Raw genomic sequence first — 16,083 nt, 5'->3', positions numbered from 1 at the left:
CACCCAATGTCCAAGGGCAAGAAGTCCATCTGGACGCCCGCGAACGTCGTCACCTGCGCCCGCGTCGTCCTCGTCCCCGTCTGGCTCCTCGTGGCCGAACTCTCGCGGGACTGGGGGGCGGCCCCCAACCACTACGAGGGGGCCCTCGTGGTCGCCGTCTTCTACATCCTCCTCTCGCTCACCGACAAGCTCGACGGGCACCTCGCCCGTAGCAGGGGGGAGGTGACGACCTTCGGCAAGTTCCTCGACCCCATCGCGGACAAGCTCGTCGTGGTCGTCTCACTCTGCTACCTCCTCGAGGCGCAGATGGTGAGCCCCTGGGTGCTCCTGGTCGTCGTCGCCCGCGAGTTCCTCGTGTCGGGGCTGCGCATGGTCGTCGCCTCCAAGGGCGTGGTGATCGCCGCGAGCAGCCTCGGCAAGTGGAAGACCGCCACCACCATGGTCTCGATCTCCGGGCTCCTCCTGCTGAGGGCCATCCCCATCTCGGGCGTCGCCTTCGTCGTGTCCGCGGTCTCGTTCGCCCTGCTTTGGGTCGCGGTCGTCCTCACCGCCTGGTCGGGCGTCGACTACTTCGCCAAGTCGTGGAAGTACATCACGGAGGACGCCGATGACTAGGGCGTCGGACGTCCCTCTTCCCACCAGGGAGGAGCTGGGACGCGAGGCCGCGGCGGTCGTCGCCGCGGCGGTCGGGGCGGGGCTGAGCGTCGGCACGGCGGAGTCCTGCACGGGAGGGCTCGTGTCCGCGGCCCTGACCTCCGTCGCCGGCTCCTCCGCCGTCGTGCGGGGCGCCGTCGTGAGCTACGCCATCGAGGTCAAGCGCAGGGTCCTGGGCGTCTCTCCGGAGGTGCTCGACGAGCCATCCCTGGGTGCCGTCTCCTCCGAGTGCGCCCGGATGATGGCGGAAGGCGCCAGGCGCGTGCTGGGCGCAGACGTCTGCGTCTCCGTCACGGGAATCGCCGGACCCGGAGGCGCGGAGCCCGGCAAGCCCGTCGGCACCGTCTGGTTTGGCGTCTCCTCCGCCCACGGCGCGAGCGCCTCCCGCCTCTGTCGCTTCGAGGGGGGTCGCGAGGAGGTGCGGGCCAAGGCCGTCCACGTCGCGCTCTCCCTCCTGCGTGAAGCCCTTGTGACGCCCGCCTCGGCATAGGCCGGCCCCTGTTGGCAGCCTCGTCTCGCTGGACCTCCCTTTCGCAGCTCGCGAGGGGTGGGCACGGCTGGCCTGCAGCTGGCGCCAGACTGCGGCAAGCTGCCAGCGAGCCTCCCGCGAGCCTTCGGTCGTATGCTGTCCTTGTCCGTTGACCCAGAACGCATGTTCGTATACCATTCGCTACGAAGACGAGCGAGGAGAGCCCATGGCAAAGAGCAAGAGCGTCACGCGCGAGGTGCACCAGAAGACCTATGGCGAGGAGAGGGACAAGGTCCTCGACGCCACCACGTCAGAGATAGAGAAGAAGTTCGGCAAGGGCGCCATCATGCGCTTCGGCGACGGGGGTCCTGACCTGGAGATCGAGGCGATTCCCACAGGGTCGCTCGCCCTGGACGCCGCGCTCGGAATCGGCGGCGTGCCCAGGGGGAGGATCATAGAGATCTATGGCCCCGAGTCGTCGGGCAAGACGACCCTCTCGCTCGAGATCCTCGCCGAGGCGCAGGCCCTGGGCGGAGTGGTCGCGTTCATCGACGCGGAGCACGCGCTCGACCCAGGATACGCCGCCCGTATCGGCGTCGACATCGACGAGGTCCTCATCTCGCAGCCCGACACGGGCGAGCAGGCGCTCGAGATCTGTGACATGCTCGTGCGCTCCGGGGCCATAGACGTGGTGGTCGTCGACTCCGTCGCCGCCCTCGTGCCCAGGGCCGAGATAGAGGGGGAGATAGGCGACACCACGGTAGGCCTCCAGGCCCGCCTCATGAGCCAGGCGCTGCGCAAGCTCGCCGGCTCGCTCTCAAAGTCGAAGACCACCTGCATCTTCATCAACCAGCTGCGCGAGAAGATCGGCGTCATGTTCGGCAGCCCCGAGACCACGCCCGGCGGACGGGCGCTCAAGTTCTTCTCGTCCGTGCGCATGGACATCCGCAGGATCGACTCCATCAAGCGCAACGGCGAGAACGTGGGCAACCGCGTCCGCGTCAAGATCGTCAAGAACAAGGTCGCACCACCCTTCAAGCAGGCTGAGTTCGACATCATGTACGGCACCGGCATCTCCAAGGAGGGCTCGCTCCTCGACATGGCGGTGGACTACGAGGTGGTCGAGAAGTCCGGCGCCTGGTACACCTATGGCGTGGAGAGGCTCGGGCAGGGCAGGGAGGCCGCGAAGGACTTCCTCGCCGCCAATCCCGACCTCATGGAAGAGATCGACCACAAGGTGCGCATGGCCTGCGGCCTCGAGCTGGGCGACGAGCGCGTGGGCGAGCCCGTCTCGCTCGACACGTCCTCGCAGGGCGAGCTCTCCTAGCCTCCTGGCATGCCTTCTGTCGAATTACGGGGGGCGGGCGTCAGCTGGAAGCTGATTCTCCCCGAGCGCCAGGCCGCTGTGCTCGGGGCGAGGAGGCCCCGTGCCACATTGGCAATCCGCTCGGAGAGGGGAGAGGAGACCCTCTCCCTACCCGTCGCGGTGGCCAAGGCGCTCGAACGCTCGCTCGCAGACCGCAGCGAGCCCCCCTCCTCGAGGGCCGAGCTCGTCTACGTCCTCTCCGAGGTCGAGGGAAACTGTGCGCGCAGGCGCGTGGAGTCCCTGCTCGACCGCAGGGACTACTCCTCGCAAGAGATGGAGCGCAAGCTCAGGGACGATGGCTACCCCGGTCGCCTGTGCTCCGAGCTCGTGGCACGCTATGTCGAGGCGAAGCTCATAGACGACCGTCGCTACGCAGACGTCTTCGTGAGGTCCAAGCTGTCCGCCGGCTGGGGAAGGCGCCGCATCGAGCTCGAGCTCGCCCGTCGCGGCATCGAGGTGGGCGAGCTTCCCGGCTGGCCCTACGACTACCTTGACCCCGAGGACGAGGGCGAGCGTGCCTTCGAGGTCGCGCTCCGTCGCTCCTTCAGGGGGAGGGACCCCTACGCCCAGTGCGTGCGCTTCCTCATGGGCCGCGGCTTCTCCGGTGCGGTCGCGTCGAGCGCCGCGAGAAGGGTCTTGGACGAGGACGACGGAGGGTCCTGAGGTCCCATCACTCGGACTCCTTGTCCGGCTGGGGCCCGTCACGGGCGACGCTCACCGTACGTCTGTTTGACGCATGGGCCGCCTAAACTTATGATTTATCGTGCCATTTGAGTTGCCTCTCGTCCGTCGGATGCACGACAGACGTCTTATATGACCTTCTCTATCCGATCTTTTGCATACCAGTGGACGGGTTGCCCCTTGGATGGCGGGTTCCCCCTAACGTGGGGGTCTCCTGAACCCTACGCAAACGCACGACCATCAGAGGAGCAACCATGACTATTGCAATCGGGGCAATCTGTCTCTTGCTGGGAGCCGCCGCCGCGTGGTTCTACGCGAACAGCCAGAGCAACGCCAAGGTGATCGCCGCCAAGTCGGCGGTGAGCGACGCGGAGGCCGAGGCGCGGCGCATCAACGACGACGCCCGACGCGAGGCGGATTCCGCCAAGAAGTCCGCGCTCATCGAGGCTCGCGAGGAGATACTCCAGCTCAAGCAGCGTTCGGAGGCGGAGGAGAAGGCCCGCAAGGCCGAGCTCCAGGCCCTCGAGGGCCGCATCATGCAGCGCGAGGAGTCGCTTGACAGGCGCAACGACTCGCTCGACCGCAAGGAGCACCAGCTCTCGAGCCTTCAGGGGCAGCTCGACAAGCGCAAGGTCGAGGTCGACGGCCTCGTCGCGCGCCAGTCCGCCGAGCTCGAGCGCATCGCCGACCTCACGCGCGAGGACGCCCACAAGGAGCTGCTCGACCGCGTGCGCGCCGAGTCCGTGCGCGAGGAGGCACAGATTCTGAGGGAGTCTGAGCAGCGCGTGCGCGCCCAGGCCGACAAGACCGCCCGCGAGATCGTGACCACCGCCATCCAGCGCTGCGCGGCGGACCAGGCCGGAGAGATCACCGTCACCTCCGTCCACATCCCCTCGGACGACCTCAAGGGTCGCATCATCGGCCGCGAGGGGCGCAACATCCGCACCTTCGAGCAGGTCTCGGGCGTCTCGCTCGTGATCGACGACACGCCCGAGACGGTCATCCTCTCGAGCTTCGACCCCGTCCGTCGCGAGACCGCCCGCGTCGCCCTCGAGAACCTCATCGCGGACGGACGCATCCACCCCGCTCGCATCGAGGAGATGTACAAGAAGGCGGAGTCCCTCGTCTCCGAGCGCGTCCAGGAGGCCGGCGAGCAGGCCGCCTTCGACTGTGGCATCCATGACCTGCACCCCGAGCTAGTGAAGACCCTTGGGGCGCTCCGCTACCGCACCTCCTTCGGCCAGAACGTCCTCTCGCACTCCGTCCAGGTCGCCGCCCTCTGCGGGATCATGGCCTCGGAGCTCGGCATCCCCGAGGCACCCGCGAAGCGGGCGGGCCTCCTGCATGACCTCGGCAAGGCCATCGACCACGAGGTCGAGGGCCCGCACGCCGTGATAGGCGCCGACCTCTGCCGTCGCTACGGCGAGAGGCCCGAGATCGTCCACGCCGTCGAGGCGCACCATGCGGACGTCGAGCCCAGCTCGGTCCTGGACGTGCTCGTCCAGGCGGCAGACGCCATCTCCGCAGCCCGCCCCGGTGCGCGCCGGGAGTCCGCTGAGACCTACATCAAGCGCCTCGAGAAGCTCGAGGAGATCTCGAACGCCCACGATGGCGTCGAGAGGACCTACGCGATGCAGGCAGGCCGCGAGCTTCACGTCATGGTCGAGCCCGAGAAGATTTCTGACGCCGAGGCCACGGTGCTTGCCCACGACATCGCCCAGCAGATCGAGGACGAGATGCAGTACCCCGGCCAGGTCCGCGTCGTCGTCATCCGCGAGTCCCGCGCCGTCGGCGTGGCCAAGTAGGAACGCAGCATGGCCCAGGACCCCTCCGACCTCGCGCGCTTCGTCGCCTCCCATGGGGGCGACCGCTCGCTCAAGGTCGAGGAGAGCCTGGGTGGGGGCTACGTCCGCCTTCGCGTCGCCGAGGCGGAGCGGCGCCAGGCCAAGCACGACATTCGCTGGGTCGAGGACGCCGTCATAGAGATGCTCCGCAACGCCCGGGACGCGGGAGCTCGCCACATCTATCTGGCGAGCTCCCGCGAGGGCTCCGTGCGGACCATCACCATGCTCGACGACGCGGCGGGCATACCGCGCGAGATGCACGAGCGCGTCTTCGACGCGCGCGTCACCTCCAAGCTCGACTCCGTCCACCTGGACCGCTGGGGAGTGCACGGCCGTGGCATGGCGCTCTATTCCATCAGGGAGAACGCCCTCAGCGCCCGCGTCGTGGACTCGGCCCCCCAGAAGGGCTCGAGCATCCAGGCGGTCTTCGACGTGGACTCGCTCCAGGAGCGCAGTGACCAATCCACCTGGCCCACCCTCGTCGAGGACGAGGGTGGTTCCCTCGGCTTCAGGGGGCCTCGCAACATCATCCGCTGCTGCTGCGAGTTCTCCCAGGAGGACCGTGGCTGCGAGCTCTACCTCGGGTCTCCTGCCGAGATCGTGGCCACGGCACGGAGCAACGTGCGTCTGAGCGTGGAGGGAAGCGCCCTGCTCTTCATCGACTCGCTCGACGACCTGCCCGTGCTCGAGCGCCTCAAGCTCGCGGCAGATGCCGGGGAGCTGCTCCAGGTCTCCTCGTCCCTCGGCCTCGACATGTCCGAGCGGACGGCCCATCGCATCCTCGCTGGTCAGGTGACCCCCGTCCGGAGCGTTGCCAGCCACTTCCGGAAGTCGCGCCGTGCGAGCCGGGCTGGACGTAAGGTGGACCTCGCCCGCGACCGGAGGGGCCTGCGCATCTCCCCCGAGGACCTGGGCGAGTTCTCGCGCACGATGGAGAGGGACTTCGCCCCTCTGGCGCAACGCTACTACCTCAGCCTGGCGTCAGAGCCGAGGGTTCGGGTTTCGCATGGCAGGGTGACCGTGACCTTCGAGGTGGACGAGGGGGACTAGCACCTCCTTTCGCATCTCCTGCAAAATACCTAGAATGTTCTCCATATGCAAAATGCAGCATCTTGCGGACAAACGTGACACCCCCGTTCCACAGGAGTCAATCGATGGATTTTCTGAAGGTCTCTAGCAAGTCGTCTCCGGCCTCCGTCGCAGGCGCGGTCGCCGGCATGGTCAAGGACGGAGTTCCGGTCAACATGCAGGCTGTGGGCGCCGGTGCCGTCAACCAGGCGATCAAGGCGCTCGCGATCGCCCGCGGCTTCCTCATCCCCACGGGCGTCGACATCTCCTGCGCCCCCACCTTCGCCGACATAGAGATCAACGGCGAGATGCGCACGGCGATCAGGATCGCGGTGTACGTCCACCGCCTCGTCCCCCAGGCGGCGACGCACGTGAATCCCGAGCCCCAGGAGATGATCTCCTAGTGGCGCGCATACCCCAGCTCGTGGGGCTCAACTACCATGTGAGGACCTTCGGCTGCCAGATGAACCTGCACGACTCCGAGAGGGTCGCGGGCCTCCTAGACGACTGCGGCTGCATCCAGGTCGACTCCCCTGACGACGCCGACATCGTCCTCTTCATGACCTGCTCCGTGAGGGAGAAGGCCGACACGCACCTCTACGGCGAGGCCTCCAACCTCGTGAGGCTCCCCGCGCCCCCCAGCGGCAGGCGCGTCGTCGCCGTCGGAGGCTGCATCGCGCAACGTGACGGGGCCGAGCTCGCCCGGAAGATCCCCAACGTGGACGTGGTGTTCGGCACCTCCGCCCTCGCATCGCTGCCCCAGCTCCTCTGTGACGCCCTGGGACGTCCCGGGGAGGTCGAGGTGGACGTCGGCGAGGAGGGCAGGGGCTTCTCGACAGACCTTCCCAGCAAGCGCGCGCAGGGCTTCCACTCCTGGGTGCCCATCATGACCGGCTGCAACAACTTCTGCACCTACTGCATCGTGCCCTATGTGCGCGGTCGCGAGCGCAGCCGCGTCCTCGAACGCGTCGTGACCGAATGCTCGTCCCTGGTGAGGGACGGCGTGAGGGAGGTCACCCTCCTGGGGCAGAACGTGAACTCCTATGGCCGGGACCTCTATGGGAAGCCTCGCTTCGCCGAGCTCCTGTGCGAGGTGGGGAAGACCGGCATCGAGAGGATCCGCTTCACCTCGTCCAACCCCAAGGACCTCTCTTCCCAGACGATCGCCGCCATGGCAGAGGTCCCCTCCGTCATGCCCCAGCTCCACCTGGCCGTCCAGAGCGGCAGCACGCGCGTGCTCAAGGCCATGAATCGCAGCTACACCCGGGAGGGGTACCTGCATCTCGTGCGCGAGCTCAGGGACTCGATTCCGGACATCGCCCTCTCGACCGACCTCATCGTGGGGTTCCCCGGCGAGACCGAGGAGGACTTCCAGGACACCCTCTCGCTCGTGCGCGAGGTGGGTTTCTCCTCCGCCTTCACCTTCATATACTCGAGGCGCCCGGGCACGCCTGCCGCCAAGATCGAGGACGACACGCCCCGCGAGGTGATACAGGACCGCTTCGACCGCCTTGCCAAGCTTGTCGAGGAGCTTGCCTTCGCTGCCAACCAGAGGGAGCGAGGCCAGGTCGTGGAGACGCTCGTCGAGGGAAGCTCCAAGCGCAACGACGCCGTGATGATGGGCAGGAGTCCCAAGGGCCAGACTGTGCTCTTCCCCCTGCCCGAGGGAAGGCGAGCCCCCGAGCTCGTGGGCAGGCTCTGCGACGTCCGCGTGGACGAGGCGAAGACCTGGTACCTGCGCGGTCCCATGGTGGGCGAGGCACGATGACGCCCGCGGGCCCCGTGATCGCCATCGTGGGGCCGACGGCCTCGGGCAAGAGCTCGCTCGCCGAGCGCGTCGCGCTCCAGCTGGGGTCATCCGTCGTCTCGGTCGACGCCATGCAGGTCTACCGCGGCATGGACGTGGGGACCGCCAAGACCCCGCCCGACCAGAGGCGCTGCCCGCTCCTCATGGTGGACGTCTGCGACCCCTGGGACGACTACTCCGCGAGCCTCTTCCAGAGGGACGCGCGCCGTTGCGTCGACGGGCTTATCACGCAGGGCTGCGCGCCCGTCCTCTGTGGCGGCACGGGGCTCTACCTCGACGCCGTCATCGACGAGATGGACTTTCCCGCCGGGGGGGCCAGCCAGAGCAGGACCCGCTGGGAGGAGTTCGCGCGCAAGCACGGGCCGCAGGCGCTCCACGACGAGCTCAGGAGGCTTGACCCCGCCAGCGCGGAGCTCGTCCATCCCAACAACCTCAAGCGCGTCGTGAGGGCGCTCGAGCTCGTGGACCTCGGCCAGTCCTATGCCACCAAGCACGAGGGGCTCAAGCATCGCGAGCCGCACTACCGCACCAGGATCTTCGCCATCCACATGGACCGCGCCAGGCTGTACGCGCGCATAGACGCGCGCGTCGGGCAGATGATGGCAGACGGGCTCCTCGACGAGCTACGCGGCCTCCTGGGGACGGGACATGCGCTCTCAAAGACGGCGGCCCAGGCCATAGGCTACAAGGAGCTCATCGACCACCTGCAGGGGCACTGCACGCTCGAGGAGGCGGTCGACGCCATCAAGCGGAGGACCCGGCGCTATGCCAAGCGCCAGATCGCCTGGATCAGGCGAGACGGACGAGCGAGCACGCTCGACTATGACCGTCTGGACGAGGGCGAGGCGGCCCGTCGGGTCGTCGAGACCCTGAGGGGGGAAGGGCTGCTGTGAGCCGGTTCGAGCCCCTCTCCACCGTACCCGTCCCGGAGCGTGCCATCCTCGTGGGCGTCGACCTCGGAAGGGGAGGCTGGCCCCTCGAGGACTCCCTGGCCGAACTGGGAAGACTTGCCAAGACCGACGGGGCCGAGGTCGTCAGCACCGTTACGCAACGCCTCGACTCGCCCGTCCCCCGCACCTTCATAGGCAGCGGCAAGGCGCAGGAGCTCGTCAGCCTCGTGAGGAACCTCAGCGCAGACGTCGTCATCTTCGACGACGAGCTCAGCCCCTCGCAACAGTCGAATCTCGAGAGGATCCTGGGCGAGCCGACCAAGGTGATCGACCGAACGGCCCTCATACTCGACATCTTCGGCCAGCATGCGACCACGCACGAGGGGCGCCTGCAGGTGCAGCTCGCCCAGCTCCAGTACGTCCTTCCCCGACTCAGGGGCATGTGGGGCCACCTCGTGGGGGAGCAGACGCGAGGGGGCATCGGAAGCCGCTTCGGGCAGGGAGAGAGTCAGCTCGAGGTCGACCGACGCCTCGTGCGCGACCGCATCTCGTGGCTGAGGCGCGAGCTCAGGGAGCTCGAAGGGCGCCGTAGGGTCCAGAGCAAGGCCCGATGGGACTCCGGAATCTATCGCGTCACGCTTGTGGGCTACACGAACGCGGGCAAGTCGACCCTCCTCAACCAGCTCACAGGCTCGGAGGTCTATGCGAAGGACGAGCTCTTCGCGACGCTCGACCCCACCACGAGGAGGCTCGAGCTCGAGGAGGGACGCAAGATCACCCTCACTGACACGGTGGGCTTCATCCAGAAGCTGCCCACCACGCTGGTCGAGTCCTTCAAGTCAACCCTGGCGGAGGTCAGGGCCGCCGACCTCGTGCTCAAGGTCGTGGACGCCTCAGATTCCAACGCACGGAAGCAGCTCGCGGCCGTGGACGACGTGCTTGCCGACATCGAGTCCGACAAGATTCCCTCCGTCGTCGTCTACAACAAGTGCGACCTCCTGGACGCGGACGAGAGGAACGTGCTCTCTGCCTCGCATCCCGACGCGGTGCTGCTCTCTGCCCTTGACTCCTGGGGCCTGCGCGGCCTGCTCTATCGCATCGCCCAGGAAGCGTCACGTGACGATGTGACAATCACGGCGCTCGTCCCCTACGACAAGGGGCTTCTCATGAAGATGGTCCACGAGCGCTGTCAGGTCGTGCGCGAGGAATACGTCCAAGGGGGCCTCATGGCAACGGTCAGGGCGTCGAGTCGCATGGCAGAGACCCTGGCCCCCTATGTCGTGCGCGCCTCGGACGTGGCCGGAAGCTAGGCCCAGAGGCCCAGGGCGATGAGGATGAGGGGCTGGTGCAGGAGGTAGACGGCCAGCGCATGCCTGCCCACGAACTCCAGGGGAGGGCAGGTGGCATCGTAGGCCCAGTCGGGATACCCTCGCGCCACGAGCCACCCACCGAGAGACGCCCCCGAAAGGAAGAGCAGGGAATAGGGGAGCAGGGGATAGTAGTCCCCCGAGGCGAAGGTGGGTCCCGGGAAGCCCAGCCAAGAGAGCCACGGGGTGGAATAGAGGGCCCTGGGCAGCGCAATCCACACGCGGTCGCCCAGCCCCACGCCTCCCGAGGGGATGCCCAGGGCGAGGAGGAAGGCGAGGAAGAGCAGGAGGGCCTCGGCCGGCCTGCCCCTCGGAAGTCCCAGCTCCGAGACGAGCCATGCGGCCAGCGTGCTTGCGCCCATGCAGAAGATGATGCCAAAGCTTATGGGTGTGTCCACGCCGGCCAGGAGGCTTGCCACGAAGACGAGGGCGGCACAGGCAAGGTAGCGAAGGGCCCGTCTGAGGTTGTTCCTCGACTGCGGGCACATGGCTCCCGCGATGAGGAGGAAGGTCCAGCTGATGCTGGCACGCCAGAGGTCCTGCGAGAATCCGCCGAACCACGGCATCCCGACGCCACACAGGTAGCGCAGGTCGTAACAGAGGTGGAAGAGCACCATGGAGACGACCGCGAGACCCCTCAGCGCATCGAGGGCGCGTATGCGCCTGTGCGCAGGCGATGCGCCCCCGTCCTCGCCAGCGGCTGCCGGACAAGCCCGCTCGCAGCGGGCGGACGGCGTCACAGAGACCTGATCAGTGCGGTCACCCTGCCCAAGATGGCGGGGTTCTTCGCGTAGATGGGTTCCATGCTGTCGTTCTCGGGCTGAAGGCGGATGCGGTCCTTCTCCCTGTAGAAGGTCTTCACGGTGGCGGAGTCATCGATGAGGGCCACGACGATCTCTCCGTCATGGGCGTCACGCTGCTCCCTCACCACGATGAGGTCGCCGTCAAAGATGCCGGCGTTGATCATCGAGCTGCCATGGACCCTGAGGATGAACGAACTGGCGTCACCCACGATGCTGGTGGGAAGGGAGAGAGACTCTTCCACGTTCTGCTCGGCAAGGATGGGCTGGCCCGCGGCCACGCGGCCGACGAGGGGCAGCGAGGTGATGCCGCTGCTGGGGTCTTGGCGAACCTCGGCGAGCCGTACGCCCTCATGCGTCGCAGTCGGCTCCTCGGTGACGACCTCGATGGTGCGGGGCTTCTTGGAGTCCCTCTTGATGAGCCCCCGCTCCTGCAGGACCTTGAGGTGCATGTGGACGGTAGAGGGGGAGGCAAGCCCCACGGCGGAGCCGATCTCCCTCACCGAGGGCGGGTAGCCGTGCTCGCCCGTGTAGGAGCAGATGTACTCGTAGATGGCAGCCTGCCTCTTGCTGAGCCGGTCCTTGGGCATGTCCACTCCTCCTGTGAATAGGCCTTGCCGCGAGAGAAACACATGTTCTGTTTTTGCTTGACCGAACAACTGTACGTACCTAGTATAGTACATGCGTTCTGAGTTTTGAAGCGGCCATTTATGTCCCGGGCTCCCCGTATAACTACGTCGTCAGCCACGAGGGAAGGAAGCAAGGATGGAAACGGCGAAGATCTACGCGGGTCAGGCGGGCTACGGCTGCGAGGGGTCTCTCGCGCTCAAGCTCCAGGCCAACGGTAGGCCACGCCTCGTCGTCCACGAGGGCGGCAGGGGAGTCGACGAGCGCGGGCGCGACACGACGGGCCATGGGCTCCCCCTCATGGCTTCGGTCTCGTTTTTCGCCGTCGCCGTCGCCGTGGGGATGCTCCTCTTCGTGGGAGGCGTGCTTGTCCAGGAACGCCGGCAGGCCGCGTTCGAGTCTGCCTTCGCCGACGTCTCTCCCGCGAGCGTCACCGTGCAGGAAGGGGACTCCGTATGGGGCATAGCGAGTCGCATCGACGTCGACGGCGCGGACACCGCGGCGGTCTCGCGCTGGATCGACGCGCACAACGACCTTGGTGCGGGACCCCTCCAACCAGGCCAGTCGCTCGTCGTGCCCCAAGGCCGGTAGCCCAGGTCCTGAGCCCTCCGCTCGCCCCTCCTCCCTTGCGTTCGTGGGGGGAGGGGCATCCGTATGTCCCTTCTGTGCCGAATCTCTGGGTTTCCTGTGTTATCTTTCCTTATGAGAATGACGTCAGGGGAGGAACATGCGCTGTCCAAAGTGTGGTTGCGAGGAATCCAAGGTCGTTGACTCGAGACCGTCCGAGAGTAACGACGCCATCCGACGCAGGCGCGAGTGCATACGTTGCGGCGAGCGCTTCACGACCTACGAGCGCAGGGAAGAGATGCCCCTGATGGTCGTCAAGAAGGACGGTCACAAAGAGACCTTCGACCGACAGAAGGTCATGCGCGGCCTCCTTGCCGCGACCGTGAAGCGCGACGTGCCCGTGGACAGGCTCGGTGCCCTCATCGACGGCATAGAGAGCGAGATGCGTGACCACGGCAGGTCGGAGGTTCCCTCGGAGGAGCTGGGCAAGATGGTCCTCCAGCGCCTCGTTGACATCGACAAGGTAGCCTACGTGCGCTTCGCCTCCGTCTACCGCGACTTCAAGGACCTGGACGAGTTCAGCCAAGAGTTACGGAGCCTCATCAATGAGTGACGACAGGATCGAACTTCCCATCAAGAGGCTCGACCCCTCGGTCGACCTACCCAGCTATGCCTATGCGGGCGATGCCGGGCTTGACCTCAGGTCCAACGAGGACGTGGTCCTCGAGCCCCTCGAGCGCCGCCTGGTCTCGACGGGACTCGCCATAGCCATCCCCGAGGGCTACGCCGGCTTCGTCCAGCCAAGAAGCGGCCTTGCCCTGCGCGAGGGGCTCTCCATGGCAAACACCCCCGGCCTCATCGACGCCCACTACCGCGGGGAGCTCAAGGTCTGCGCCATCAACCTCGATCCCAAGAGGCCAATCGCCATCGCGAAGGGCGAGCGCATAGCCCAGCTCGTCATCCAGAGGGTCCCTCTCGTTCGGCTGGTCGAGGTCGACGAGCTCGACCAGACCGACCGGGGTTCCGGGGGGTTTGGGTCCTCGGGAGCATAGGGTCCCACCAGGCCGACGTTGCTTGCTCCCGATGCATCCACGGTCCAGGCGACGCAGAGAAATGGGTGCGGAAGGAGGGGTAGTCATGGAGTCGTTCTTCAAGCTGCGCGAGAGAGGGTCCAGCCTGGGCCAGGAGGCCCGTGCGGGCCTCACGACCTTCCTTGCGATGGCATACATCATCGCCGTCAACCCATCGCTGCTCTCCGCCGCCGGGGTCCCCGCATCGGCTGCCGTCACGGCCACCTGCCTGGGCGCCGGCATCATGACCATCTGCATGGGCGTCTTCGCTAACCGCCCGCTTGCCTGCGCCTCCGGCATGGGCATCAATGCCGTCGTCGCCTTCACGCTGACCGAGGTCGCGGGCGGAGACTGGCACGCCGCCATGGCGGTCATCTTCATCGAGGGCGTCGCCATCCTCGCCCTGGTGCTCTGTGGCCTGCGCGAGGCTATCATGGACGCCATCCCCATATCTCTGCGTCACGCGATCTCGGTGGGCCTCGGCATCTTCATCGCCATGATAGGCATGGCCAACGCCGGCATCATCGTCGCCAACGAGTCCACCCTCGTGAGCTTCGGGGACATCTCGAACCCCCTGTTCATCGTGGGCCTCGTCTCGATCGTCGCCACCGTCGTCTTCCAATGCCTCCAGATCAAGGGAGCGCTGCTCCTGGGCATCATCGTCGCGGTCCTGGCGGGCATCCCCCTCGGGGTCACCGCCGCTCCGGCGGGCATAGTGTCGGGCCTCGACTTCAGCACCTTCGGTGCCCCCTTCCAGGTCGACGAGACCGGGGTCATGGGCATTGCGAAGGTCATCACCACGCCCGTCCTGCTCGTGTTCGCCTTCTCGCTCATGATGTCCGACTTCTTCGACACCATGGGCACCGCCATGGCCGTGGCGAAGCAGGGCGAGTTCCTTAACGATGACGGAACCGTCGAGGACATCAGGCCCATCCTGATCGTCGACTCCGTGGCCGCAGCCGCGGGCGGCTTCTTCGGCGCCTCGTCCATCACCACCTTCGTCGAGTCCGCCTCGGGTGCCGCCGACGGCGGCCGCTCGGGGCTCACCTCCGTCGTGACCGGCCTCCTCTTCGTGGTCGCGGCGTTCTTCGCCCCCATCATCAGCGTCGTCAGCTCCGCAGCCACCTGCGGTGCCCTCGTCATGGTCGGCTACCTCATGATGAGCGAGGCGGCAGAGATCGAGTGGGGCAACATCCTCGAGGGCTTCCCCGCGTTCATGATCATCGCCGGCATCCCGCTGACGTACTCGATCTCGAGCGGCATCGGCCTGGGCTTCATCGCCTACGTGCTCGTCGCCGCAGCCACGGGCAACATCAAGAAGGTGAAGCCGCTCATGTGGGTCGCAGCGGCCGCGTTCCTTGTATACTTCCTGATTGCCTAGAGTCCCTGGCACCTCGGGGCCCGGTGAGCCGGGTCCCTTTTTTCATGGGCATCCATTGCACGGATGCCGTACGCAAGACGGAGAGGAGCGCTGCTTGAACAAGAAAGAGAGAGAGGTCATCGGGGTCGACGACCGCGTGTCGGTGGGTCGCGCCATTCCCCTGGGAGTCCAGCACATGATGAGCATGTTCGGCTCGACCGTACTGGTTCCCGTCCTGACCGGGCTCAGCCCCAACGTGGCCATCATGTGCTCGGGCATCGGCACCATCTGCTACCTGCTCGTGACGCGCAACAAGATCCCGAGCTACCTGGGCAGCTCCTTTGCCTTCATCAGCCCGATCCTCGCGGCGACCGCCGCCACCGGCAACCTCAACACCGCGCTCTCCGGCGTCGTGGTGGCGGGCCTCGTGTTCCTGGCAGTGGCCGGGATAATCAAGCTCGTGGGCACGGGATGGCTCGACCGCCTGCTCCCGCCCGTGCTCGTCGCCGCCGTCATGGTGGTCATCGGCGTGGGCCTCTCCGCCACGGCGGTCAAGATGGCGCTCAACTCCTCGACCGACGCCTTCGTGGCCGAGGGTGCCGCAGTCGCCGCCATAACCCTCGTCGCCGCCGTCGTGTTCTCGAGCATGGGTGGCATCCTGGGCACCCTTCCCATCCTGCTCGCCATCATCGTGGGATACGTGGTCGCCGCGTTCCTGGGCCTCGTCGACCTCCAGAGCGTCGCCGACGCCGCCTGGGTCGGCCTGCCCCCCGTGCAGATGCCCCACTTCGACCCCGGTGCGATCGCGCTCATTGCGCCTGTGGCCATCGTCGTCGTCATCGAGCACATCGGTCACCTCCTTGCCGTGGGGGAGATCGTGGGAAAGGACTACTGCGAGATGCTCCCGCGCTCCCTTGCCGGTGACGGCATCTCCACCGTCATCTCGGGCTTCCTGGGCGGCCCTCCCACCACCACCTACGCGGAGAACATCGGCGTCATGAGCGTCACGCGCGTCTACTCCACGCAGGTCTTCTGGTACGCGGCGGGCTTCGCCCTCATCGTGGGCGGGTTCTGCCCCAAGCTCGCCGCCTTCATCAACTCCATCCCCGTGCCCGTCATGGGCGGCGTGAGCCTCCTGCTCTTTGGCCTCATCGCCTCCAACGGCCTGCGCATGCTGGTCACCAACAAGGTCGACTTCGACGAGAACCGCAACCTCATGATCGCCTCCGTGGTCATCATCCTGGGCGTCGGCATGGAGACCTCCGGCATCGCCATCCCCCTGGGCTCCTACACGCTGCCCGGCATGGCAACCGCCACCCTGGTGGGCATACTGCTCAACCTCATCCTCCCACGCGCCGAGAAGGTGGAGTAGGGGAGAGAATCCCCAGCTCAGGCCCCATGGTCTTCCCGGGACGCCTCGGCAAAGTGCCGGGACGCCCCCTCGTGTTCGGGTGTCTTGTCGCAAGCTGGCGACGAATTGTTGTCATGAAGTTCCCATATGTTGTATCGTGCG

17 protein-coding genes are annotated in these 16,083 nt (G+C 66.7%); 15 read left to right on the top strand and 2 right to left on the bottom strand.

Features of this window, described 5'->3' with window-relative positions:
* Positions 1-6 precede the first annotated feature (6 nt).
* From pgsA to hflX, 10 genes are all read left to right on the top strand, one after another.
* A complete protein-coding gene (gene pgsA, locus BQ7388_RS01610) occupies positions 7-615 on the top strand; it encodes a CDP-diacylglycerol--glycerol-3-phosphate 3-phosphatidyltransferase (RefSeq protein ID WP_009279265.1) in 609 nt (202 codons plus the stop codon).
* Positions 608-1,144, top strand: a complete 537-nt coding sequence (locus BQ7388_RS01605) for a CinA family protein (RefSeq protein WP_009279264.1) — start codon at positions 608-610, stop codon at positions 1,142-1,144. Before pgsA ends, BQ7388_RS01605 begins: the two co-directional genes overlap by 8 nt.
* Positions 1,145-1,349: 205 nt before the next feature.
* The gene (recA, locus tag BQ7388_RS01600) at positions 1,350-2,450 is read left to right on the top strand and encodes a recombinase RecA (RefSeq protein ID WP_009279263.1); all 1,101 of its coding nucleotides are present in this window, start codon (positions 1,350-1,352) and stop codon (positions 2,448-2,450) included.
* Between the two features lie 108 nt (positions 2,451-2,558).
* Positions 2,559-3,152: a regulatory protein RecX gene (locus BQ7388_RS01595; protein WP_159430775.1), complete on the top strand. Its 594-nt coding sequence runs from the start codon at positions 2,559-2,561 to the stop codon at positions 3,150-3,152.
* Between the two features lie 272 nt (positions 3,153-3,424).
* A complete protein-coding gene (gene rny / locus BQ7388_RS01590; RefSeq protein WP_072499623.1) occupies positions 3,425-4,975 on the top strand; it encodes a ribonuclease Y in 1,551 nt (516 codons plus the stop codon).
* Positions 4,976-4,984: 9 nt separating this feature from the next.
* The gene (locus BQ7388_RS01585) at positions 4,985-6,064 is read left to right on the top strand and encodes an ATP-binding protein (RefSeq protein WP_062531055.1); all 1,080 of its coding nucleotides are present in this window, start codon (positions 4,985-4,987) and stop codon (positions 6,062-6,064) included.
* Positions 6,065-6,168: 104 nt separating this feature from the next.
* Entirely contained in the window at positions 6,169-6,486 is a 318-nt protein-coding gene (locus tag BQ7388_RS01580; protein ID WP_009279259.1) for a stage V sporulation protein S, read from the top strand.
* Positions 6,486-7,850, top strand: coding sequence for a tRNA (N6-isopentenyl adenosine(37)-C2)-methylthiotransferase MiaB (gene miaB / locus BQ7388_RS01575; protein ID WP_072499622.1), 1,365 nt, complete (start codon positions 6,486-6,488; stop codon positions 7,848-7,850). Before BQ7388_RS01580 ends, miaB begins: the two co-directional genes overlap by 1 nt.
* Complete coding sequence (gene miaA / locus BQ7388_RS01570) at positions 7,847-8,782, top strand: tRNA (adenosine(37)-N6)-dimethylallyltransferase MiaA (protein ID WP_072499621.1); 936 nt, start codon at positions 7,847-7,849, stop codon at positions 8,780-8,782. The genes miaB and miaA overlap by 4 nt, the downstream gene beginning before the upstream one ends.
* A complete protein-coding gene (hflX, locus tag BQ7388_RS01565) occupies positions 8,779-10,089 on the top strand; it encodes a GTPase HflX (RefSeq protein ID WP_072499620.1) in 1,311 nt (436 codons plus the stop codon). Before miaA ends, hflX begins: the two co-directional genes overlap by 4 nt.
* Here hflX and BQ7388_RS01560 read toward each other — a convergent pair.
* The gene (locus tag BQ7388_RS01560; RefSeq protein ID WP_407668467.1) at positions 10,086-10,886 is read right to left on the bottom strand and encodes a heparan-alpha-glucosaminide N-acetyltransferase; all 801 of its coding nucleotides are present in this window, start codon (positions 10,884-10,886) and stop codon (positions 10,086-10,088) included. The two genes, hflX and BQ7388_RS01560, sit on opposite strands and share 4 nt — an antisense overlap.
* Positions 10,883-11,536, bottom strand: a complete 654-nt coding sequence (gene lexA, locus BQ7388_RS01555) for a transcriptional repressor LexA (RefSeq protein ID WP_062531065.1) — start codon at positions 11,534-11,536, stop codon at positions 10,883-10,885. The genes BQ7388_RS01560 and lexA overlap by 4 nt, the downstream gene beginning before the upstream one ends.
* A 175-nt stretch (positions 11,537-11,711) precedes the next feature.
* Here lexA and BQ7388_RS01550 point away from each other — a divergent pair, with 175 nt between their 5' ends.
* The 5 genes from BQ7388_RS01550 (at position 11,712) to BQ7388_RS01530 (ending at position 15,942) form a co-directional block, all read left to right on the top strand.
* Complete coding sequence (locus tag BQ7388_RS01550) at positions 11,712-12,164, top strand: LysM peptidoglycan-binding domain-containing protein (protein ID WP_072499619.1); 453 nt, start codon at positions 11,712-11,714, stop codon at positions 12,162-12,164.
* A gap of 136 nt (positions 12,165-12,300) precedes the next feature.
* Positions 12,301-12,753, top strand: coding sequence for a transcriptional regulator NrdR (gene nrdR, locus BQ7388_RS01545; protein WP_072499618.1), 453 nt, complete (start codon positions 12,301-12,303; stop codon positions 12,751-12,753).
* Positions 12,746-13,192: a dUTP diphosphatase gene (gene dut / locus BQ7388_RS01540; protein WP_009279251.1), complete on the top strand. Its 447-nt coding sequence runs from the start codon at positions 12,746-12,748 to the stop codon at positions 13,190-13,192. Before nrdR ends, dut begins: the two co-directional genes overlap by 8 nt.
* An 85-nt stretch (positions 13,193-13,277) precedes the next feature.
* Positions 13,278-14,591: an NCS2 family permease gene (locus tag BQ7388_RS01535; RefSeq protein ID WP_072499617.1), complete on the top strand. Its 1,314-nt coding sequence runs from the start codon at positions 13,278-13,280 to the stop codon at positions 14,589-14,591.
* A gap of 94 nt (positions 14,592-14,685) precedes the next feature.
* The gene (locus BQ7388_RS01530; RefSeq protein WP_072499616.1) at positions 14,686-15,942 is read left to right on the top strand and encodes a uracil-xanthine permease family protein; all 1,257 of its coding nucleotides are present in this window, start codon (positions 14,686-14,688) and stop codon (positions 15,940-15,942) included.
* Positions 15,943-16,083 lie beyond the last annotated feature (141 nt).

Origin of the sequence: Olsenella phocaeensis (assembly GCF_900120385.1) — a bacterium.
Lineage (GTDB): Bacteria > Actinomycetota > Coriobacteriia > Coriobacteriales > Atopobiaceae > Olsenella_I > Olsenella_I phocaeensis.
The sequence above is the reverse complement of the archived record's forward strand: the minus strand, read 5'-3'. Positions and strand labels throughout refer to the sequence as shown.